The organism is Xanthomonas sp. GW (genome assembly GCF_014236815.1).
Lineage (GTDB): Bacteria > Pseudomonadota > Gammaproteobacteria > Xanthomonadales > Xanthomonadaceae > Xanthomonas_A.
Map to the genome: position 1 here is coordinate 3,826,399 of NZ_CP051189.1, position 20,575 is coordinate 3,846,973.

The 20,575-nt window shown below is 68.7% G+C and carries 22 protein-coding genes, 1 tRNA gene and 1 pseudogene; 10 read left to right on the forward strand and 14 right to left on the reverse strand.

Features of this window, described 5'->3' with window-relative positions; all coding sequences use genetic code 11:
* Positions 1-79 precede the first annotated feature (79 nt).
* From prpC to prpB, 3 genes are read right to left on the reverse strand one after another with little or no spacing between them, the layout of a single operon-like run.
* On the reverse strand, positions 80-1,246 hold the full coding sequence (prpC, locus tag HEP73_RS16315; protein WP_185813631.1) for a bifunctional 2-methylcitrate synthase/citrate synthase: 1,167 nt from the start codon (positions 1,244-1,246) through the stop codon (positions 80-82).
* Positions 1,247-1,288: 42 nt separating this feature from the next.
* Complete coding sequence (locus tag HEP73_RS16320; protein WP_185820781.1) at positions 1,289-1,891, reverse strand: DUF1003 domain-containing protein; 603 nt, start codon at positions 1,889-1,891, stop codon at positions 1,289-1,291.
* A gap of 31 nt (positions 1,892-1,922) precedes the next feature.
* Positions 1,923-2,810 carry a methylisocitrate lyase gene (prpB, locus tag HEP73_RS16325; protein WP_185820782.1) on the reverse strand — a complete coding sequence of 296 codons (888 nt, stop codon included), beginning with the start codon at positions 2,808-2,810 and terminating at the stop codon, positions 1,923-1,925.
* A 119-nt stretch (positions 2,811-2,929) separates the two neighbouring features.
* Here prpB and HEP73_RS16330 point away from each other — a divergent pair, with 119 nt between their 5' ends.
* The 7 genes and pseudogenes from HEP73_RS16330 to HEP73_RS16360 all read left to right on the forward strand — a co-directional run bounded on the left by HEP73_RS16330 (position 2,930) and on the right by HEP73_RS16360 (position 10,986).
* Complete coding sequence (locus tag HEP73_RS16330; RefSeq protein WP_185820783.1) at positions 2,930-4,165, forward strand: citrate synthase family protein; 1,236 nt, start codon at positions 2,930-2,932, stop codon at positions 4,163-4,165.
* A gap of 174 nt (positions 4,166-4,339) precedes the next feature.
* A pseudogene (locus HEP73_RS16335) lies at positions 4,340-4,566 on the forward strand (type II toxin-antitoxin system RelE/ParE family toxin).
* Positions 4,563-4,919: a helix-turn-helix domain-containing protein gene (locus HEP73_RS16340; protein WP_185820784.1), complete on the forward strand. Its 357-nt coding sequence runs from the start codon at positions 4,563-4,565 to the stop codon at positions 4,917-4,919. The pseudogene HEP73_RS16335 and the gene HEP73_RS16340 overlap by 4 nt, the downstream one beginning before the upstream one ends.
* A gap of 179 nt (positions 4,920-5,098) precedes the next feature.
* A complete protein-coding gene (gene lexA, locus HEP73_RS16345; RefSeq protein WP_185820785.1) occupies positions 5,099-5,707 on the forward strand; it encodes a transcriptional repressor LexA in 609 nt (202 codons plus the stop codon).
* Positions 5,707-6,342 (forward strand): translesion DNA synthesis-associated protein ImuA, encoded by a 636-nt coding sequence (gene imuA, locus HEP73_RS16350; RefSeq protein WP_185820786.1) that lies wholly within the window; start codon positions 5,707-5,709, stop codon positions 6,340-6,342. The genes lexA and imuA overlap by 1 nt, the downstream gene beginning before the upstream one ends.
* Positions 6,343-6,352: 10 nt before the next feature.
* Positions 6,353-7,795: a Y-family DNA polymerase gene (locus tag HEP73_RS16355; protein ID WP_185820787.1), complete on the forward strand. Its 1,443-nt coding sequence runs from the start codon at positions 6,353-6,355 to the stop codon at positions 7,793-7,795.
* Positions 7,792-10,986, forward strand: coding sequence for an error-prone DNA polymerase (locus HEP73_RS16360; protein ID WP_185820788.1), 3,195 nt, complete (start codon positions 7,792-7,794; stop codon positions 10,984-10,986). Before HEP73_RS16355 ends, HEP73_RS16360 begins: the two co-directional genes overlap by 4 nt.
* A gap of 41 nt (positions 10,987-11,027) precedes the next feature.
* Here HEP73_RS16360 and HEP73_RS16365 read toward each other — a convergent pair whose 3' ends face one another.
* The 4 genes from HEP73_RS16365 to HEP73_RS16380 form a co-directional block, all read right to left on the reverse strand.
* Entirely contained in the window at positions 11,028-11,324 is a 297-nt protein-coding gene (locus HEP73_RS16365) for a hypothetical protein (RefSeq protein WP_185820789.1), read from the reverse strand.
* 776 nt (positions 11,325-12,100) lie between these two features.
* Positions 12,101-12,712, reverse strand: a complete 612-nt coding sequence (locus tag HEP73_RS16370; RefSeq protein WP_255423537.1) for an SH3 domain-containing protein — start codon at positions 12,710-12,712, stop codon at positions 12,101-12,103.
* 9 nt (positions 12,713-12,721) lie between these two features.
* Entirely contained in the window at positions 12,722-12,913 is a 192-nt protein-coding gene (locus HEP73_RS16375; protein WP_185820790.1) for a hypothetical protein, read from the reverse strand.
* 38 nt (positions 12,914-12,951) lie between these two features.
* Complete coding sequence (locus tag HEP73_RS16380) at positions 12,952-13,395, reverse strand: nuclear transport factor 2 family protein (protein WP_185820791.1); 444 nt, start codon at positions 13,393-13,395, stop codon at positions 12,952-12,954.
* Positions 13,396-13,518: 123 nt separating this feature from the next.
* On the opposite strand from HEP73_RS16380, the gene HEP73_RS16385 reads away from it, so the two are divergent.
* Positions 13,519-14,241 (forward strand): ArsR/SmtB family transcription factor, encoded by a 723-nt coding sequence (locus tag HEP73_RS16385; RefSeq protein ID WP_185820792.1) that lies wholly within the window; start codon positions 13,519-13,521, stop codon positions 14,239-14,241.
* 5 nt (positions 14,242-14,246) lie between these two features.
* Here the strand turns inward: HEP73_RS16385 and HEP73_RS16390 are convergent, their stop codons facing one another.
* A complete protein-coding gene (locus HEP73_RS16390) occupies positions 14,247-15,002 on the reverse strand; it encodes a DNA-formamidopyrimidine glycosylase family protein (protein WP_185820793.1) in 756 nt (251 codons plus the stop codon).
* A 153-nt stretch (positions 15,003-15,155) separates the two neighbouring features.
* Between HEP73_RS16390 and HEP73_RS16395 the strand changes: the two genes are divergently transcribed.
* On the forward strand, positions 15,156-15,407 hold the full coding sequence (locus HEP73_RS16395) for a type II toxin-antitoxin system Phd/YefM family antitoxin (protein WP_003468816.1): 252 nt from the start codon (positions 15,156-15,158) through the stop codon (positions 15,405-15,407).
* Positions 15,404-15,661, forward strand: coding sequence for a Txe/YoeB family addiction module toxin (locus tag HEP73_RS16400; protein ID WP_046978179.1), 258 nt, complete (start codon positions 15,404-15,406; stop codon positions 15,659-15,661). Before HEP73_RS16395 ends, HEP73_RS16400 begins: the two co-directional genes overlap by 4 nt.
* A 133-nt stretch (positions 15,662-15,794) precedes the next feature.
* Here HEP73_RS16400 and HEP73_RS16405 read toward each other — a convergent pair.
* The 6 genes from HEP73_RS16405 to HEP73_RS16430 form a co-directional block, all read right to left on the reverse strand.
* A tRNA-Val gene (locus tag HEP73_RS16405) sits at positions 15,795-15,869 on the reverse strand.
* 76 nt (positions 15,870-15,945) lie between these two features.
* Entirely contained in the window at positions 15,946-16,299 is a 354-nt protein-coding gene (locus HEP73_RS16410) for a PilZ domain-containing protein (RefSeq protein ID WP_003468813.1), read from the reverse strand.
* Positions 16,296-17,273 (reverse strand): DNA polymerase III subunit delta', encoded by a 978-nt coding sequence (locus tag HEP73_RS16415; RefSeq protein ID WP_185820794.1) that lies wholly within the window; start codon positions 17,271-17,273, stop codon positions 16,296-16,298. Before HEP73_RS16415 ends, HEP73_RS16410 begins: the two co-directional genes overlap by 4 nt.
* On the reverse strand, positions 17,270-17,938 hold the full coding sequence (gene tmk, locus HEP73_RS16420) for a dTMP kinase (RefSeq protein ID WP_003479795.1): 669 nt from the start codon (positions 17,936-17,938) through the stop codon (positions 17,270-17,272). Before tmk ends, HEP73_RS16415 begins: the two co-directional genes overlap by 4 nt.
* Positions 17,935-18,993 (reverse strand): endolytic transglycosylase MltG, encoded by a 1,059-nt coding sequence (mltG, locus tag HEP73_RS16425; protein ID WP_185820795.1) that lies wholly within the window; start codon positions 18,991-18,993, stop codon positions 17,935-17,937. The genes tmk and mltG overlap by 4 nt, the downstream gene beginning before the upstream one ends.
* Before the next feature lie 75 nt (positions 18,994-19,068).
* Positions 19,069-20,418, reverse strand: a complete 1,350-nt coding sequence (locus HEP73_RS16430; protein WP_185820796.1) for an aminodeoxychorismate synthase component I — start codon at positions 20,416-20,418, stop codon at positions 19,069-19,071.
* Between the last annotated feature and the right edge of the window lie 157 nt (positions 20,419-20,575).

Here is a 20,575-nt window from a genome sequence, read left to right on the forward strand (position 1 = left end):
AGCCTAGTCCAACCAAACAACACGAGGCTACGCCCGTACCCTCACCCCCGACCCCTCTCCCGATGGGAGAGGGGAGCAATCAACTGCGCCGATCGATCGGCACGAACTCCTGATCCTCCGGCCCGGTGTAGTTCGCACTGGGGCGGATGATCTTGCCGTCGATGCGCTGCTCGATGATGTGCGCGCTCCAGCCGGCGGTGCGCGCGATCACGAACAGCGGGGTGAACATCGCGGTCGGTACGCCCATCATGTGGTAGCTGACCGCGCTGAACCAATCCAGGTTCGGGAACATCTTCTTGATCTCCCACATCACCGCCTCCAGGCGCTCGGCGATGTCGTACATCTTGCGGCTGCCCTGCGCGTCGGACAGCTCGCGCGCCACGTCCTTGATCACCTGGTTGCGCGGATCGGACACCGTATACACCGGATGGCCGAAGCCGATGATCACTTCCTTGCGCTCGACCCGCGCGCGGATGTCGGCTTCCGCCTCGTCGGGCGTGTCGTAGCGCTTCTGCACCTCGAACGCGACCTCGTTGGCGCCGCCGTGCTTGGGCCCGCGCAGCGCGCCGATGCCGCCGGCGATGGCGCTGTGCATGTCGCTGCCGGTGCCGGCGATGACCCGGCAGGCGAAGGTGGAGGCGTTGAACTCGTGCTCGGCGTACAGGATCAGGCTGGTGTGCATCGCCTGCACCCATTCTTCGTGCGGCTTGAAGCCGTGCAGCAGGTGCAGGAAATGACCGCCGATCGAATCGTCGTCGGTCTCCACCTCGATGCGCTTGCCGTTGTGGCTGTAGTGGTACCAGTACAGCAGCATCGAGCCCAGCGAGGCCATCAGCTTGTCGGCGATGTCGCGCGCACCGGGATGGTTGTGGTCGTCCTTCTCCGGCTGCACGCACCCCAGCACCGACACGCCGGTGCGCATCACGTCCATCGGATGCGCCGACGGCGGCAGCTGTTCTAGCGCTGCCTTGACCGCAGCAGGCACCCCGCGCAGCGAGCGCAGTTTGGCCTTGTAGCCGCGCAGTTCGCTGTTGCTGGGCAGCTTGCCGTGCACCAGCAGGTAGGCGATCTCCTCGAACTGGCTGCTGCGCGCCAGGTCCAGGATGTCGTAGCCGCGGTAGTGCAGATCGTTGCCGCTGCGGCCCACCGTGCACAGCGCGGTGTTGCCGGCGGCGGTACCGGACAGGGCCACCGATTTCTTCGGTTTGAAGGCCGGTGCGGCCTGGCTGGCGTTGGTGTCGTTCATGCGTCGTCTCCCGGGTATCGCGGTCGTGTCATCGAATGCGGATCAGTGCGCGGGCGCGTCAGGCGGCAGGCCGCCGGCGCGCTCGAGCAATTGCTGCAACATGGCGATCTGGCGGTTCTGCAGCTCGACCAGCGTCGCCCAGTCCTGCTCGCGCAGCTGGTTGAGCTTCTCGTGCACCTGCAGGATCTCCAGTTCGGATTTGATATTCACTTCGTAGTCGTTCTGCGCGCGCAGGCGGTCCACCGCGGCCTGGCGGTTCTGGCTCATCATGATCACCGGCGCCTGGATCGCGGCCAGGCACGACAGGCACAGGTTGAGCAGGATGTAGGGATACGGATCGAAGCCTCCGCTCAGCACCAGGCTGTTGAGCACGATCCACGCCAGCAGCACCAGGCCGAAGCCGATGATGAAGCTCCAGCTGCCGCCGATCTCGGCGACCCGGTCGGCGATACGCTCGCCGAGCGTGCGGTCGTGATCGGCCTGCTTGACGATGTCGCGCGCCACATGGCGCTTAGCGATGAAGCGCTCCACCACCTCGCGCTCGGCGTCGGGCAGTTTCTCCAGCTCGGTCTGCAGCAGCTGCCGCGCGGTCTGGCGGCGGTCGATGCGGCCGCGTGGCGGCGTGGTGCCGGCTTGGGTGTTCATGGACATGCTCGGGCAGGGGAACCGGCGTGGATCATGCGCCCTTGCCGGCGAACAATGCGTCCAGGCGCTGCTCGAAGGCGTGGTAGCCGATGCGTTCGTACAGCTCCTCGCGGGTTTGCATCGTGTCCACCACGTTCTGCTGGTGGCCGTCGCGGCGGATCGCCGTGTATACCGCCTCGGCGGCCTTGTTGGCGGCGCGGAACGCCGACAGCGGGAACAGTTGGATCGCCACCCCGGCCGATGCCAGTTCCTCGCGGGTGAACAGCGGGGTCTTGCCGAATTCGGTGATGTTGGCCAGCACCGGCACCTTCACCGCGTCGACGAAACGGCGGTAGGTGTCCAGGTCGTAGGCGGCCTCGGCGAAGATGCCGTCGGCACCGGCTTCCACGCAGGCGATGGCGCGTTCGATCGCCGCGTCCACGCCGTCCACCTGGATCGCGTCGGTGCGCGCGATCAGGAAGAACCCGGCATCGGTCTTGGCATCGGCGGCGGCCTTGACCCGGTCGGCCATCTCGGCCTGGCTCACGATCTCCTTGCCGGGCCGGTGGCCGCAGCGCTTGGCGCCGACCTGGTCTTCGATATGGCAGGCGGCCGCGCCGGCCTTGATCAGCGACTTGATGCTGCGCTCGATGTTGAACGCGCTCGGGCCGAAGCCGGTGTCGATGTCGACCAGCAGCGGCAGCTCGCAGACATCGGTGATGCGGCGCACGTCGATCAGCACGTCGTCCAGGGTGTTGATGCCCAGGTCCGGCAGGCCCAGCGAGCCGGCGGCGACGCCGCCGCCGGACAGGTAGATCGCCCGGTAACCGGCCCGTTGCGCCAGCAGCGCGTGGTTGGCGTTGATCGCGCCGATCACCTGCAGCGGCGATTCGGCGGCCAGCGCGGCGCGGAAACGGGCACCGGGGGAAACGTGCGACATGGCGAACTCCTGAGCGAGGGCGGCGGCCCGCACGGCCGTTCCGCGATGGTGGCCAATCTGGCACCATCGCCCGGGCCGATCAATCTTGATTCAATGAATCAACCTATCAGCGGATTCCCATGTCCCCCGAAGCCGACCGCAACCTGATCTCCGCCGCCGAGGCCTGCGCCCTGCTCGGCATCAGCAGCGCCACGCTCTACGCCTACGTGAGCCGCGGCCTGCTCGGTTCCCGCGCCGGTGCCGACCACCGTAGCCGCGCCTACCTGCGCACCGAAGTGGAGCGGCTGGCGCAGCGCAAGCGGGTCGGCCGCGGGGCCGCGCGCGGCGCCGCGCAGAGCCTGGACCGCGGCCTGCCGGTACTGGAGACGCGCATCTCGCTGATCCGGCCCGACAGCCCCTACTATCGCGGGCGCTCGGCGGTGGCCGCGGTGCGCGAAGGCGCCGGCCTGGAGGACATCGCGCGGCTGCTGTGGGATTGCCTGGACGAAGACCCGTTCGCCGCGGCCCCGGTCGCGCCGTGGCCGCAACGGGTGGCGCCGCTGGCCGGCGACGCCACGCTGCCGCCGCTGGAGCGCGCCATGGCCTGCATTCCGCTGCTGGCCCTGGAGCTGCGCCAACCGCTCAACGCCGCGCCGACGGTGCGCCGCGAAATCGCCGCCATCCTGCTGCGGCAGAACGCCGCGCTGCTGGTCGGCACCCAGCCGGACACCCGGCCGGTGCATCGCCTGATCGCCGACCGCTGGCGCCCGGGCGATGCCGATTTCGCCGAACTGGTGCGCGCCACCCTGGTGCTGTGCGCCGATCACGAACTCAACGTCTCGGCCTTCGCCGCGCGCGTGGTCGCCTCCACCGGCGCACCGCTACACGCCACCGTCAGCGCCGGCCTGGCCGCGCTGTCCGGCCCGCGCCATGGCGGCGCCACCGCCCGCGCCCATGCCCTGCTGCGCGATGCCCAGGACGCCGCCGACCCGGCCGCCTTCGTCGCCGAACGCTGGCAGCGCGGCGACGACCTGCCCGGCTTTCACCATGCGCTCTACCCCGACGGCGACCCGCGCGCGGCCGAAGTGCTGCGCCTGCTGCGCGAGCGCTGCGGCCACCACGCGCAGATGCGGCATGTGGAAACGGTACTCGCCGCGGCGCAGGACTGCAGCGGTCAGGCGCCCAACATCGACGGCATGCTCGCAGCGATCTGCCTCATCCACGACCTGCCCGCCGCCCACGCCCTGGTCCTGTTCGCCGCCGCCCGGCTGTCCGGCTGGCTGGCGCATGCGCTGGAGCAGCAGGCGCTGGGCAAGCTGATCCGCCCACGGGCGCGCTATGCCGGGGTGATGCCCGATGGTTCGGTGCCGGGCTGAACGCGGCCCGGGCGCACCCCAGCAACTTGCAGATGTACATAAATAAGTACACCATGGCGCATGGAGACCACACTGGAAGTGCGCTTCTACCGTTCTGCATCGGGTGCTGAGCCGGTGCGGAGCTGGCTCAGGGAAGAAGTCTCGGCCGAGGCCAGGAGAACCATCGGCGGCGACATGAAGACGGTGCAACTGGGCTGGCCCCTCGGCATGCCATTGGTGCGCAAGATGGGTCATCGCCTCTGGGAAATACGCAGCACGATCCCCGAGGGCATTGCGCGGATTTTTTCACGATCGTGAAATCGGACATGGTGCTGTTGCATGGCATCGTCAAAAAATCGGACAAGACCCCGAAGTCCGATCTGGAAACCGCCAAACGGCGCAGAGACGAGGTGATGCAATGAGTCGAAATGCCCACATCGGATCCAGCTTCGACGACTTCCTCGCCGAGGAAGGCATCCTCGAAGAAGCCGCTTCCATCGCGGCCAAGCGCGTGATCGCGTGGCAAGTCGCCGAAGCCATGAAGGCGGCCAAGCTCACCAAGACCGCATTGGCCCGGCGCATGAACACCAGTCGCTCGCAGCTGGATCGCGTGCTGGACGAAACAGATACCGGCCTGACCCTGGATACGCTGAGCCGTGCCGCCACGGCCCTGGGTTATCAGATACAGATCGGACTGGTCGTCGCCCAGACGAAAAAACCCGGCAAGAAATCGACGGCGGCAAAGCGCAAAGCACTGGCCGATGCACGGGCCTGACAGCGCCGGGAATCCGTAGCGTCCATAGACGGACAACAAGCTTGCCCAGCGCTCGATCGCGATAGCGCCGGATGGCACTGATGCGTCCATGGCAAAGCCAATGCCCGCTATCACCGGTAGGTGGCTAATGCAGTGAGCAGCGTCGCCAAATTGGCTGCGAAGGTGTACAAATGTACACCATGGATACCCTCTCCCCACAGCGCGCCGCCATCCTCGCCTACGTCCACGACTGCGCCGAGCAGGCCGGACGGCCGCCGAGCCTGGCCGAGATCGCCGAACGCTTCGGCTTCGCCTCGCGCAATGCCGCGCGCAAGCACGTGCAGGCGCTGGTCGAGGCCGGGCTGCTCGAGCATGTGCCGCAGCAGGCGCGCAGCCTGCGACCGGCGCAGGCGCAGCCGCGCAGCGGGCTGCTGCGGTTGCCGGTGCTGGGCCGGGTTGCCGCCGGCGCGCCGATCGGCGCCGATATCGGCCTGGACCAACAGTTGCGGCTGGACCGCGCGCTGTTCGCGCTGCGTCCGGACTACCTGCTGCGCGTGCAGGGCGATTCGATGATCGACGACGGCATCCTCGACGGCGATCTGGTCGGGGTGCGCCGGGCCGCCGATGCGCGCAACGGGCAGATCGTGGTGGCGCGGCTGGACGGCGAACTCACCATCAAGCGCTACCGGCACGACGGCGAACGCATCCAGCTGCTGCCGCGCAATCCAGCCTATGCGCCGATCGTGGTGCAGCCAGGGCAGGACTTCGCCATCGAAGGCCATTACTGCGGGCTGATCCGGCAAGGCTGATGGCGGCCGTCGTCGCCCTCGACCGCCTGCTGGCCGAACGCCGGGTCTGGCGCGGCCAGCCGACCGCGCTGCCACCCAGCGCGCAGCCCACCGGCCATGCCGCGCTCGACGCCGCGCTGCCGGCACGCGGCTGGCCGGAGATGGCGCTGACCGAACTGCTGCACGCCGCCGACGGCATCGGCGAACTGCAGCTGCTGTGGCCGACGCTGGCGCGGCTGTCGCAGGGCGGCGGCCGCATCGTCCTGGTCGATCCGCCCTATCTGCCCTATCCCGCTGCCTGGGAACAGGCCGGGGTGGCGCTGCCGCAGCTGCAGATCGTGCGCGCCGGCGCGGACGCGGCCTGGGCCGCCGAACAATGCCTGCGTTCGGGCAGTTGCGCGGCGGTGCTGTGCTGGCCGGCGCAGGCCAACGACAAGACCCTGCGCCGGCTGCAGGTGGCGGCCGAAACCGGGCGCGCGCTGGGCTTCGCCTACCGGCCGCTGAAAGCCGCGGCCAATCCGTCGCCGGCCGCGCTGCGCATCGCCATCGATGCCGCACCGGCGCAGCTGCGCGTACTCAAGTGCCGCGGCGGCATGCCGCCGGCGCGTGCCATCGCACTGGCCGCGCTGGCCACGCCGTCGCCGGCCTCGGCTTGAAGGTGCGCGCATGCGCTGGGCCTGCATCCTGCTGCCGCAACTGGCGCTCGACACGGTACTGCGGCGCTGGCCGACGCCGGACGAACCGCTGGCGCTGCTCGCCGGCCCGCCCCAGCGGCGCACGCTGAAGGCGGTCAACGCCGCCGCGCGCGCGCGCGGCCTGCAGCCCGGGCAATCGCTGGCCACCGCGCAGGCGCTGTGCGACCGCTTCGCCACCGCCTTGCACGATGCCGGGGAAAGCCGCCGCTGCCAGCAGTTTCTGGCGGCGTGGGCGTACCGCTTCAGCTCGCTGGTCAGCACCGACTATCCCGGCGCGTTGCTGCTGGAGATCGAGGCCAGTCTCGGTCTGTTCGGTCCCTGGCCGCGCTTCGAGGCGCGCCTGCGCGAGGAGCTGACCGCATTGGGTTTCCGCCACCGCATCGTGGTCGCGCCGCATCCACTGGCCGCGCGCGTGCTGGCCAATGCGCACGACGGCATCGCCCTGCTCGACAACGCCGCGCTGCACGGCGCGCTGGGCCAATTGCCGATCGCCCGCGCCGGGCTGGAACCGGGCCTGGCCGACGCCTTCGCGCGGATGGGCCTGCGCAAATTGCAGCAACTGTTCGCGTTGCCGCGCAGCGGCTTGGCGCGGCGCTACCCGCCCGCGCTGCTGCAGCACCTGGATGCCTTGCGCGGGCAGGCGCCGCTGCCGCTGCAGTACTACCTGCCGCCGGACCGCTTCGATGCGCGGCTGGAACTGGGCTATGCGGTGGAATCCAGCCAGGCCCTGCTGTTCCCGCTGCGCCGCCTGACTGCCGACCTGGCCGCATTCCTGGCCGGGCGCGACGGCGGCGTGCAGCGCTTCCAGTTGCACCTGGAACACGAAGGCCTGGACGACAGCGTGGTGCCGGTCGGGCTGCTCGCCGCCGAGCGCGATGCGGCGATGCTGTTCGAACTGGCGCGCGGCCGCCTGCAGCACGCCAGCGTGCCGGCGCCGGTGCAGGCCATGCGCCTGCGCGCCGACGAACTGCCGCCGTTCGTGCCCGCCGCGCGCGAACTGTTCGACGATCGCGCGCAGCAGGCGCTGCCCTGGGAACAGCTGCGCGAACGCCTGCGCGCACGCCTCGGCGACGACGCCGTGCACGGCCTGCGCGCGCATGCCGACCATCGCCCCGAACAGGCCTGGCGTGCCGAATCGGGCAAGCCGGCAGCGTCGGGCAAACCGGGCAAAGCGCCTGCGGCTGCCACCGCCACGCTGCCGCGTCCCGGCTGGCTGCTGACCCGGCCGATCCCGCTGCGCGAGCGCGACCCCGAACGCCTGGCCGGCCCGGAACGCATCGAAAGCGGCTGGTGGGACGACGGCGACGTGCGCCGCGACTACTACATCGTGCGCACCCGCCAGGGCCAGCGCGCCTGGGTGTTCGCGCCTGCCGATGCGCCGGACGCGCTGATGCTGCACGGCTGGTTCGCATGAGCCACGGCCCGCCACGTCCGCGGCTGCGCGCCGTGCCGGTGCCGGCACAGGCGCCGGCCACGCCATCTGTCCCGGCGTGCGACGCCACCTCCACGCGCACCGCATTGCCCGACTATGCCGAACTGCACTGCCTGTCGAACTTCAGCTTCCAGCGTGGCGCCTCGCATGCGCGGGAACTGTTCGAACGCGCCGCACGGCACGGCTACCGCGCGCTGGCGATCACCGACGAATGCACCCTGGCTGGCATCGTGCGCGCCTGGCAGGCGGCCCGCGACACCGGCCTGGCGCTGATCGTCGGCAGCGAGATACAGATCGAACACGGCCCCAAGCTGGTGCTGCTGGCCGAGACCCTGCACGGTTACCAGCAGTTGTGCCGCCTGATCACCGTGGCCCGCCGCCGCGCCGACAAGGGCAGCTACCGCGCGCTATGCGAGGATTTCGACGGCGACCTCGACGGCCTGCTGTGCCTGTGGCTGCCGCGCGATCATCGCGAAGACGACGCCGACGGCACCTGGCTGCAGGCGCGCTTTCCCAAGCGCCTGTGGCTGGCGGTGGAACTGCTGCGCGGTCCCGACGACGACGCCCTGCTGCACGCGCGCCTGGAACTGGCCCGGCGCCTGCACCTGCCCGCTGTCGCCAGCGGCGACGTGCACATGCACGCGCGTGGCCGCCGCGCCTTGCAGGACACGCTGACCGCGATCCGCCAGCGCCTGCCGCTGAGCGAGGCCGGCGCGCACCTGTACGCCAATGGCGAGCGCCACCTGCGCCCGCGCGCCACCCTGTCCACGCTGTATCCGCCTGCGCTACTGGCCGAATCGGTGCGCATCGCGCAGCGCTGCAGCTTCGACCTCGGCCAGTTGCGCTACCAGTATCCGCACGAACTGGTGCCGCCCGGGCAGACCCCGACGCAATGGCTGCGCACGCTCACCGAACAAGGCGCCGCCGTGCGCTGGCCGCACGGCGTGCCGGAAAAAGCGCGGCGCCTGATCGAACACGAACTGGGCGTGATCCAGCGCCTGGGCTACGAGTCCTACTTCCTCACCGTCTACGACCTGGTGCGCTTCGCCAGGTCGCGCGACATCCTGTGCCAGGGCCGCGGTTCGGCGGCGAATTCGGCCGTGTGCTATGCGCTGGGCGTCACCGCGATCGATCCCGACCGCATCGGCATGCTGTTCGAGCGCTTCATTTCCGAAGAGCGCAAGGAACGGCCGGACATCGACGTCGATTTCGAGCACGACCGCCGCGAGGAAGTGATCCAGTACATCTTCAACCACTACGGCCGCGAGCGCGCCGCGCTGACCACCGTGGCGATCCAGTACCACGGCCGCAGCGCGGTGCGCGACGTCGCGCGCGCGCTCGGCCTGCCCGGCGACAGCATCGACGCGCTGGCCTCCACGCTGGGCCAGTGGGACGACGAAGTCCCGCCGCACGAACGCCTGCGCGAACGCGGCTTCGATCCGGATACGGCGCTGATGCGCCGGCTGCTGGCGCTGAGCGCCGAGCTGATCGGTTTCCCGCGGCATCTGTCGCAGCACCCGGGCGGCTTCGTGATCTCCGAGCATCCGCTGCATACGCTGGTGCCGGTGGAGAACGCGGCGATGGCCGAGCGCACCGTGATCCAGTGGGACAAGGACGACCTGGAACTGGTCGGACTGATGAAGGTGGACGTGCTCGCGCTGGGCATGCTCAGCGCGCTGCGGCGCACGCTGGATCTGCTGCGTGCGCACCGCGGCCGCGACCTGGACCTTGCCAGCATTCCCGCCGAAGACGAGCAGACCTACCAGATGATCCAGCGCGCCGACACCATCGGCGTGTTCCAGATCGAATCGCGTGCGCAGATGGCGATGCTGCCGCGGCTGAAGCCCGAGAGGTTTTACGACCTGGTGATCCAGGTGGCGATCGTGCGCCCCGGCCCGATCCAGGGCGGGATGGTGCATCCCTACCTGCGTCGCCGCAGCGGCGAGGAAATCCCCGACGAATTGCCCGAGGAACTGCGCGATGTGTTCAAACGCACTCTAGGCGTCCCCTTGTTCCAGGAACAAGTCATGCAACTGGCCGTCAACGCTGCTGGTTACACCCCTGGCGAAGCCGATCAGTTGCGCCGCTCGATGGCCGCCTGGAAGCGTCACGGCGGGCTGGAGCCGCATCGCGAAAAACTGATGAAGGGCATGCTGGAGAGAAACTACAGCGCCGAATTCGCCGCACGCATCTTCGAACAGATCAAAGGCTTCGGCAGCTACGGCTTTCCCGAGAGCCACGCCGCCAGTTTCGCCCTGCTCACCTACGCCAGCTGCTGGCTCAAGCGCCACGAACCGGCGGCCTTCACCTGCGCGTTGATCAACAGCTGGCCGATGGGCTTCTACAACCCCGACCAGTTGCTGCAGGACGCGCGCCGCCACGGCCTGCAGGTGCGCCCGGTGGACGTGCGCTACAGCGACTGGGATTGCGGATTGGAAGCCTACAGTGCCGATCCGACGGTGCAGCCGGCGATCCGCCTGGGCCTGCGCATGGTTCGTGGCCTGGCCGAAGACGCCGCGTTGCGCCTGCAGCAGGCACGCGCGCAGGCGCCGTTCCGCGACCTCGCTGACCTGTGCCATCGCGCCACGCTCGACGACAAGGCGCGCGACAGCCTGGCCGACGCCGGCGCGCTGAAACCGTTGGCCGGGCACCGCCACCGCGCACGCTGGGCGGTGGCCGGCGTCGAAGCGCAGCGTCCACTGTTCGAGCCGCTCGACGCCACGCCGGAACGCCAGGTGGCGCTGCCGCTGCCCAGCCTCGGCGAGGACATCCGCGCCGATTACGCGACCATCGGCACCACCCTCGGCAAACATCCGCTGACCTTGCTGCGCGCGCAACTGCGCGCGCGCCGCTACCGCCACTCCGGCGAACTGCGGGCGCTATCGCATGCCAGCGCGGTCGCCATCGCCGGCCTGGTGACCATGCGCCAGCGCCCACAGACCGCCAGCGGCGTCACCTTCCTCACCCTCGAAGACGAACACGGCCTGGTCAACGTCGTGGTCTGGCGGCGCCTGGCCGACCGCCAGCGCCAGGCGCTGATCGAATCCAGGCTGCTGGCAGTGCGCGGCCGCCTGGAAACCGCCGACGGCGTGCGCCACCTGATCGCCGGCCACCTCGAAGACCTGACCCCGCTGCTGCTCGGCCTGGACATCCGCAGCCGCGATTTCCATTGAGCCGGCAGTCGCAACCACGCATGCCTTGCGCGACGAACGGGTCACGGCAATTGCGACGGCGCCTCCGCCGCCTTGCCGCATGACTGCATCGCCCGTTGCACCGCCTCGGCTTCGCCCAGACCTTCGCGGTAGATGGTGGTAGCCAGTTCGCGCCTGGCCTTGCTCGACCCGATCGAACCGTTGCTGGCGATATCCGACAGCGGCCCGCCCAACTGGCGATATCTGGCCACGAGCTTGGCCGTCGCAGCCAAGCTCGCGCAATCCACCGGCGCCGCCTGCACCGGTGCACCCATTATCAGCAAACACGAAAAGCCAAGCGCTGCGAGTGCTTTATTCATCACTATTCCCAAGCGGAGACGAGGAACCGCTTTCTCCATGCGGCCGCGCAGGATCGAGACGCTGCAACACAGCTGCACGTCACCGCAGCGACCGCACGGCATCGCCGCACACACGCCAACAGCATCGGCAAACAGGCCACAGCGGCATCAGGCCGCACGTAACGTCATCCACCCCATGCGGACAACGCCGCTGCAAGATAGCCACGGCCAATGCCAGCGCCAGCAGTGTGGTGACGAAACCCGGGAGCGCTGGAGCGAAAAGCCGGATCCGCGGAACCAAGCGCGGCAGCCATGTCGCCGCACGTCGCACATCGCGCAAGCACAGAGGATGGTCACCTCAGGGAGCGCACCGGCCACCACTGTCCGGACTGCGGCCGACCGGCTGGCTGGCACGATTCGCTGGCAGAAGCAGCTGGCGCTGCGCGGCAGACTGGAGATCAGCGAAGGGAACGCGCCATCATCCAGTTGGAAAACCCGGCCCCGCCGCTGCAAAACGCGAATGTGCGCAACCGGGTAATAAAGGGAACAGACGCATGCCTGGGCGTCGCCTTCGATCAAGGCGGGCGACGCATCGGACGGACGACCGCGGTCCATTTCTATCGAACATAGCGCGCACATCGGCGCCATGGCCTGCGGCCAAACGCTATGGACGAACTGAATGAACCGGGTCCCTCCATCCATCACGGCTGTGCCGATCCACTGGAGGAAATCAGCAGTGCTGGCGGACCAGGAAATTGCATCGACCGGTCCAACATTGCGACGTGCCGCGCTCGCGATCAGCGTTTGGGAGCGGCCAGGCGCGCGTACTGGTCGTGATCGATCCAACCCGTGAACGAAGCGTCCCTGGCATTGATGAATTCGACTTGGGCCCAGCCATCCTTGAACGCCAGCACGCCCACCACATCGCCCTTGACGACATAGGCACCCTTGGGCGTCTTGGCACCCGGCGCCTTCTGCAGATATGCCTTGTCGGCGGATACCGTCACCAGCCCGATCCATTTTTTGTCAGCGGTCCTGGTCAGGTCCAGGCCTGTAGCGATTTCCGGCATCAGCACATTGAGGCACCCAGGATGCTCACGGCCCCGCTTCACGGTCAGCGTCACGCCATCGGACGAAGCCGCCACCGTGCCGGGGTAAGCGCCGTCCGCCCAAGTGGTGACCGCGACCGGGGCCGCGCCCGCCGCCTTGCCCTGCAGGTAGAACGCACAACCGCGGGTCACGCCCTCGCCCATCTCCTCCGCGTAGAAGCCTTCGACTCCATGCTCGGGCGTTACGGCGAGCATCAGCCCTTCGTACTTGCCCGAATGCAGCGCAGCCGCACCGGCGAGCGCAGGCGCTACGGAGCAAAGCGAGAACAAACCAATAGCCAGGAACCGGGTGATCGCCATCTTTTTCCTTCAGGTGTTATGCAGATGTTTTGAAGCGTTCGTCATCGCCATCATAGCCGTCGCAGGCCGCAGCATGGCTGCACCATCCTTGCCATTGATGAAATCGACCAACGCAACACTAGGCGCCGAGGACGCCTTCGATCGATTGTCGTCAATGGCTGCCCGCTCGCCCTGAACCGAGCAGGCGATGGGCGTTGCCAAACATGGTTTGTGTGCAGGCCACCCGGTACCGACTGCGATTACCTACCCAGCCCCGCCAGCAGCGTCTGCACGCCCTTCCAGCCCCAGTACACGCGATGGCACGCGATCAGACCGCGCGCATCGAGGTCCATGACTTCCACCAGGTCGACCTGATCGCCCTCCGGCGTTTCTCGCGGATATTCCCAGATCACTTGGCGGTGGGACGCATGACAACGGTCGGTGCGGTACCAGCGACCGAGGCCGTTTTCGGGTTGTGCGAAAGACGCCGCGAAGAACGTCCTGATCGCCTCGCGTCCGTGCAGCCTTCCATCTTGCCGCCCTGCGGAAACCACGTACGCCAACGGCGTTTCCAGCATTGCGTCTTGCGCGTACAACGCCATCAGCGCATCCAGATTCCGCTCGACGACGCTGCGATGCCATTGCTCGAAGATGCGGCGGGCATCGCCGTCCGCCTCGTTCGACCGCGCTTGGATTTCGCTCATGCAAGACACTCCGATGTAGTGCGCTGCAGTCTAAGAACATGCGCAGGCCATCGATTCGATGCGTGTCGAAGCGTTGCGGCAAGGGGCGGTCTATGATGGCCGCGCCCGCCAGGAGTGCACACAATGCCGGTCGAACAGCCCAAGCTTGCCGCGACCGCGTTCCTCATCGCCGATCCCGCCCGCGCCGCCATGTTGATGGCGCTGATAGACGGGCGTGCACTGCCCGCCGGGGAACTCGCCTTCGCCGGCGGCGTCACCCCGCAGACGGCCAGTTCGCACCTGTCGAAACTGCTGGACGGCGGCTTGCTGGCGGTCGAGGTCCAGGGCCGCCACCGCTACTACCGGCTGGCCGGTTCGCACGTCGCGTTCGCACTGGAAAACCTGGCGACCCTCGCCGCCCCCGCCGCACCGCGATGCCGGAAAGCCGGGCACAAGCAGCAATCGCTGAGCCTGGCCAGATGCTGTTACGACCATCTGGCCGGGCGACTGGGCGTGGCGGTGGCCGAAGCGCTGGAACGGCGTGCGCTGATCGCCAGGCAAGACGACAAGCGATATGCGGTGTCCGCCGAGGGCGCCGCCTGGTTCACGCGGATGGGCCTGGATGTGTCGCGCATCGCCGCAAGCAGGCGCGGCATTGCGCGGCAGTGCCTGGACTGGACCGAACGTAAGCATCACCTCGCCGGTCCGCTCGGTGTCGAATTGCTTGCGCTGCTTTGCGCCAAACGCTGGCTGCGCCGCAGCGACGGCTCGCGCGCGATCCGCATCACCGACAGCGGCTGGGCCGGCTTACAAACGGAACTGGGGATCCACCGGCTTGCCGGCGACGAACTCGCGCTGGATCCCTAAGGCGCTTACGTGAGTGAAGCATCCAGCGCATAACGGCGCTGGCAATGCTCGCAGAAGAACGCGCGCCGCTGCGCCTTGCCGAGCTGCTTGCGATAGGTCAGCAGATGGCCGTCGCGCGGACAGATGGTCTTGGTATGCACCTGGTAGTGCTTCTTCAGCACGAAGGCCTTCTTCCAGTTGTAGAAATCGAAGCTGTACTCGCGCGCCTGCGTCACCAGCTCGGCCAGCTTGCGCGGCGGCAATGCCCCGATCTCGCTCTCCGGATGTACGCGAATGCGGAACAACACTTCGTTCTTGATGATGTTGCCGACCCCGGCGAACACGTCCTGGTCCAGCAACGCATCGGCGGCCAGCATGCGCGGCCGCAGCCGCAACTTGCGCCGCGCCTGCGCTGCGTCCCAGTCCGGATTCATCACGTCCGCGGTCCAGTCGTAGGCATCGTCCAGCGCGCCCTCGATGAACTTGACCGAACACGCATAGAAATTCAGCTCCTCGCCCTTGGCGAAACCCAGGCTCAGCCGCGGCGGCGCCTCCTTGCGCGCATTGATCCGATAACTGCCGAACAGCAGGAAATGGATGCGCAGGCTGAACCCGTCGAACTCGATCAGGAAGTGCTTGCCCCAACTGCGCAGCGACAGGATCTTGCGGTTGCGCATCCGCTCCAGCTCCTGCTTGCTGTTGCCGGACACCCGCAACACCTTGCGGCCCGCGAACGCGGCCGCCTCTTCTTTCAGGATGACGATCGAAGGACCTTCTGGCATGCCTGCAGTATCTGGAATGGCCGTGAGCCGATCGTGAGCCGAGCGCCCCACCTCTGGACATGACGCTTACTTGGACCATTTGGTGCCGCCTCAGAACTCAAATTGACACGCTCCAATCCACATGTACAATTATTTGTACAACTGGAGCCCAGCATGGACACCATCACCTATAGCGCTGCACGCGCCGCCCTCGCGGACACCATGGAGCGCGTCGTCAACAACCACGAGCCGGTGATCATCACCCGCAGCCGCGAGCAATCCGTGGTCATGCTGTCGCTGGAGGACTACAAGGCGATGGAGGAAACCGCCTACCTGCTGCGCAGCCCGAAGAGCGCGCAACGCCTGCTGGAATCCATCGCCCAGCTCGAGGCCGGTCGCGGCAAGGCACGGGATCTGGCCGAGTGACGCTTCAGTTCTCGGACAATGCCTGGGAGGACTACCTCTACTGGCAGCAGACCGACAAGAAGATGCTCAAGCGCGTCAACGACCTGATCAAAGCCATCCAACGCGATCCCTTCCAGGGCGTCGGCAAGCCCGAACCGCTGCGCCATGCCTTGGCCGGCTATTGGTCGCGGCGCATTAACGACGAACACCGCATCGTGTACAAGGTCGAGGCGGGCATCCTGCTGATCGCGCAGGTGCGCTACCACTACGTATAGTCTCGCCGCTTCAAGCGTGCGGGTTCTCGGCCGCCAATAGCGGTTCGCAAAGCAAATACAGGGCAACAAAAAAGCCGACACATGGCCGGCTTTTTCTGTTTCGCGAATCCCCCCTGGAAACAAGGGATTTTTATGGTGGGCGGTGCAGGGTTCGAACCTGCGACCCTTGCCGTGTGAAGGCAATGCTCTACCGCTGAGCTAACCGCCCGTGTCGCGAGCCGCACATTATAGGGCTGTCGTGGCTGGCGTCAACGGTCCTCGCTGACGCCCTGCCCGCGCGGCCGCTACATGGTCTGGGTCGGCTTGTCGGCGTTGAGGGTGCCGGCCAGCTGGGTCTCGATCTTGTTGCGGATGGTCTCGCCTTCGCTGTTGTCCGGCAGCTGCACGCCGATGCCTGCGGTGCGGTTGCCCTGGGCGCCCATCGGGGTCACCCAGATCACCTTGCCGGCCACCGGCAGGCGCTCGCTGGAATCGGGCAGGGTCAGCAGCAGGAACACTTCGTCGCCCAGGAAATAGCGCTTGGGCGTGGGCACGAAGATGCCGCCGTTCTTCACGAACGGCATGTACGCGTTGTACAGCGCCGCCTTGTCCTTCACCGCCAGCGACAGGATGCCCTGACGTCCGCTCATCGCACTCATCGTTGTCCCCCTCTCCGGACCGGGCGATCGCCATCGCGCCAAGCCAGCAACAGTTCCGCGATGGCCAGGTCGCCACGGACGGTGGTGCGCAGCAGGTCGCGGGTGCGATTGGCTGCGTCGAACCAAGTGGCCAGCTTGTGCAATCGCGCCGGGTCGGTCAAGCCGGCCTGCGAAGCCTGCGCCAGCGCCAGGTCGGCGGCATGGCCCAGGCGCTGCTCGGCGAGGCCGTCGGCGCTCCAGCGCTGCGCCGCCTCGACCGTGCCCAGCTTGCCGGCGGCGACCTGTTCCAGGTCCGCGGCCACCTGCCGGCGCAACTTCAGGCCGTCCTCGCGCAGCCACTGCGCGGCCAGGCCGGGGTGGCCGCGCGCGGCGGCCAGCGCTTCGCGCGCGGTCTTTTCCGGGAACTCCTGGGCCAGCAGCCAGGCGATCGCCTCGTCGGCCGGCGGCAGCTTGAATTCCAGGCGCTGGCAGCGGCTGCGGATGGTCGCCGGCAGCCGCGCCGGCTGCGCGCTGATCAGCCACAGGTAGCGGCCGGGCTGCGGCTCTTCCAGGGTCTTGAGCAGGGCGTTGCAGGCGGCGCGGTTGATCGCGTCGGCCGGGTCCACCACCACCACCTGGGCGATGCCGTACTGCGGGGTCAGCGACAGCTTCTGCGAGATCTCGCGCACCTGTTCGATGACGATCTCGGTGCGCAGTTTGTCGCCGGTGCGGTTGGGAATGAACGAGATCAGCTGCAGGTCGGGATGGGTGCCGGCGGCGATCAGCTGCGCGCTGCGCAGATTCGCGGCCGGCTCGCCCTGGCCGAGCACGTGCGCGGCCAGCTTCAGCGCCACCGCGCGCTTGCCCAGGCCGTCCGGGCCGCAGATCAGCAGGCCGTGGCCGAGCCGGCCGGCGTCGAGCGCGGCCACGGTCTGCTCGTAGGCGCGTTGCTGCCAGGGCGCGAAGGGCAGCGTGTCGGTCGAAGCGGCACTCATGGCGTGCGCTCCTGCTGCACCCAGGCGGCCAGCGCGGCGGCTACGTCCTGCGCGACCGCCTGCGGCGGCTGGCTGGCGTCGATGGTGCGGAAGCGCTGCGGGTCCTGCGCGGCGCGCTGGCGGAAGCCGGCCCGCACGCGCTGGAAGAAATCGTCCTGCTCGCTCTCAATCCGGTCCGGCCACAGGTCGCGGCCGCTGGTGCGGGCACGGCCGATCTGCACGTCCAAGTCCAGCAGCAGGGTCAGGCCCGGCTGCAGGCCGACCGCGCGCCGCTCCAGGTCGGCGATCCAGGCGCGGTCCAGGCCGCGGCCCTCGCCCTGATAGGCGTAGCTGGAATCGGTGAAGCGGTCGCTGACCACGTAGGCGCCGCGTTGCAGCGCCGGGCGGATCACCTCACGCACGTGCTGGGCGCGCGCGGCGAACACCAGCAGCAGTTCGGTCTCGGCAGCCAGCGGCTCGGCCGGCTGCAGCGCCGGCGCGTTGTTGAGCAGCAGCTCGCGGATGCGTTCGGCCAGCGGCGTACCGCCGGGCTCGCGGGTCAGCAGCACCTCGTGGCCCTGTGCCTGCAACCAGTCGCGGATCGCGTTGATCGCGGTGGTCTTACCGGCGCCCTCGCCGCCTTCCAGGCTGACGAAGCGGTGGTGGCGCAACACGGCCTCGCTCATGGCGTCACCGCCGCGCCGCTGCGCGCGCGCAGGCGCTGCAGGTAGCGCGCCACTGCCGCGGTGTGCTCGGCATAGCTGGCGGAAAACACGTGCGCGCCGCTGCCGTCCCCGACCGCGACGAAGTACAGGCTGTCGCCGGGCGCCGGATTGGTCGCCGCGCGCAGCGCGTCGCGGCCGGGCATGGCGATCGGGGTCGGCGGCAGGCCGCTGCGGGTATAGGTGTTGTACGGCGTATCGGTTTCCAGATCACGCTTGCGGATGTTGCCGTCGTAGGCGCTGCCGATGCCGTAGATCACGGTCGGGTCGGTCTGCAGCTTCATGCCCTGCTGCAGGCGGCGCACGAACACGCCGGCGATCTGCGGGCGCTCGGCGGCCAGGCCGGTTTCCTTCTCCACGATCGAGGCCAGGGTCAGCGCCTGCTCCGGCGATTGCAGCGGCAGCTCGGCGGCGCGCGCGTCCCAGGCCTCGGCCAGCGCCTTGTCCATCGCCGCATGGGCGCGCTGCAGCACGTCCAGGTCGCTGTCCTCGCGCTGGTACAGGTAGGTTTCCGGCAGGAAGCGGCCTTCCGGGTGCTGTCCGGGCTGGCCGAGCTTGGCCATCAGTTCGCTGTCGCTGAGTTCGGTGGCGACGTGGCGCAGCGGCGTGGCCGCGTTCAGCGCCGAACGCAGCTGGCGGATGTTCCAGCCCTCGACGATGGTGAAGCGGTAATGGATCACCTGGCCCTTGCGCATGTGCAGCAGCAGTTCGCGCGGGCTCAGCGCCGGCTGCAGCGCGTATTCGCCGACCTTGAGCTTGCCGGCGGCATCGAGCTGGCGCGCCAGCAGCTGCCACTGCAGATTGCTGCCCTGCTCGACGCCGGCCGCGCGCAGCTTGCGCAGCACGCCGTTGAACGAATCGCCGCGCGCCACCTCCACGCTGGGCTGCGCCGCGTGCAGAGGCTGGTCGGAGAAGCCGCGATAGCCCTGCCACCACCACGCGCCGGCCGCGGCGGCCAGCAGCGCAAGCACCAGCAATGTCGCCAGCAGGGTCAGACACCCGCGTTTAGCCCAAGCCACGACCACCTCGAAGCGAATTCAACGGGGTGCAGGATACCGCGCGGCCGGCATCGGCCGGTATCGCGACCGCGCCGCTCACGGTTCCAGCGCGCGCAGCAGGCCGCGCGCCTTGGCCCGGGTTTCGTCGAGTTCGCGCTCGGGCTGCGAATCGACCACGATGCCGGCGCCGGTACGAAAATGCGCCTGCGTGCCGTCCACTTCGGCGGTGCGGATCAGGATGTTCAGGTCCATGTCGCCGTCGCGGTTGAGCCAGCCGAACGCGCCGGTGTAGGCGCCGCGCGGGGTCTGTTCCAGCTCGGCGATGATCTGCATGCAGCGCACTTTGGGGCAGCCGGTGATGGTGCCGCCGGGGAAAGTGGCGCGGATCACCTCGCCCGGGCTGACCCCGGCGCGCAGCCGCCCGCGCACGTTGCTGACGATGTGGTGCACGTGGGCGTAGCTCTCCACCGTCATCAGCTCGTCGACCTCGACGCTGCCCGGTGCGCAGACCCGGCCCAGGTCGTTGCGCTCCAGGTCGATCAGCATCACGTGCTCGGCGCGCTCCTTGGGGTGCCCGACCAGCTCGCGGATGCGCGCGGCCTCGTCGTCGCCGGGCGCGCGCGGGCGGGTGCCGGCGATCGGCCGGGTCTCGACCACGTCGCCGCGCACCGACACCAGCCGTTCCGGCGAGGAACTGACCACGGCACGGCCATGGCTGGCGAACAAACCGGCGAACGGCGCCGGATTGGCGCGGCGCAGCTGCGCGTACAGTGCTGCCGGATCCAGCGCGGCGGCGAAGCGCGCCGACCAGCGCCGCGACAGGTTGACCTGGAACACGTCGCCGGCGCGCAGGTAGTCGAGGATGCGGCGCACGCCGTCGACGAAGCGCTGCGGCGGGTCTTCGTCGATCGCCAGCGGCGCGATCCAGGCCGGCAACGGCGCGGCGGCGGGCAGCGCCTGCAGATCGGCGAGTGCCATGTCCAGCAACCCCGCATGCGCGGTTTCCGCCAGCGCCACGCATTCGCCGCTGGCGTGGTCGCGCAGCAGCGCGGCCGGGCAGCGCAACGCCAGCGCGACCGGCGTCGCCGCCTGCCCCTGCGGCAACTGCAACACCGGTTCGACCTGCGTCGCTAGTTCGTAGTCCAGCAGCAACGCCCAGCCGCCACGGAACGGCCAGCGCGGTTCGTCGCGCGCGCAGCGTTCGGCCTGCCAGTGCGCATCCAGCGCAGCCAGGAAATCGCCCTCGACCACGGCGCCGTGCAGGTCGCGGGTGACGCCATCGCGGTCCAGGCGCAGGCCCTCGCCGTTGGCGATCAGCAGCAGGTCCCAGCGGCCCTGCGCGGTCCCCGACGCTGCCGATTCCAGCAGCAACGGATAGCGCTGCGGCGCCAGGCGGTGCAGCGCCAGCAGATCGGTAGCGGCCGGCAGGGGAACGGTACGCAGCATCGAAGATCCGGTGGAAGATGGAGGTGGTGCGGACGCAGGCGGCGGTGCGCCGCTCACGTGCGAACGATCGGCGTCTCTGCACCTGCGCGCCGGCGGATGCGTCCGGCGCAACGGTGCAGCCGCGGGGATCGCATCAACCGACGCCATCACCGCGGCA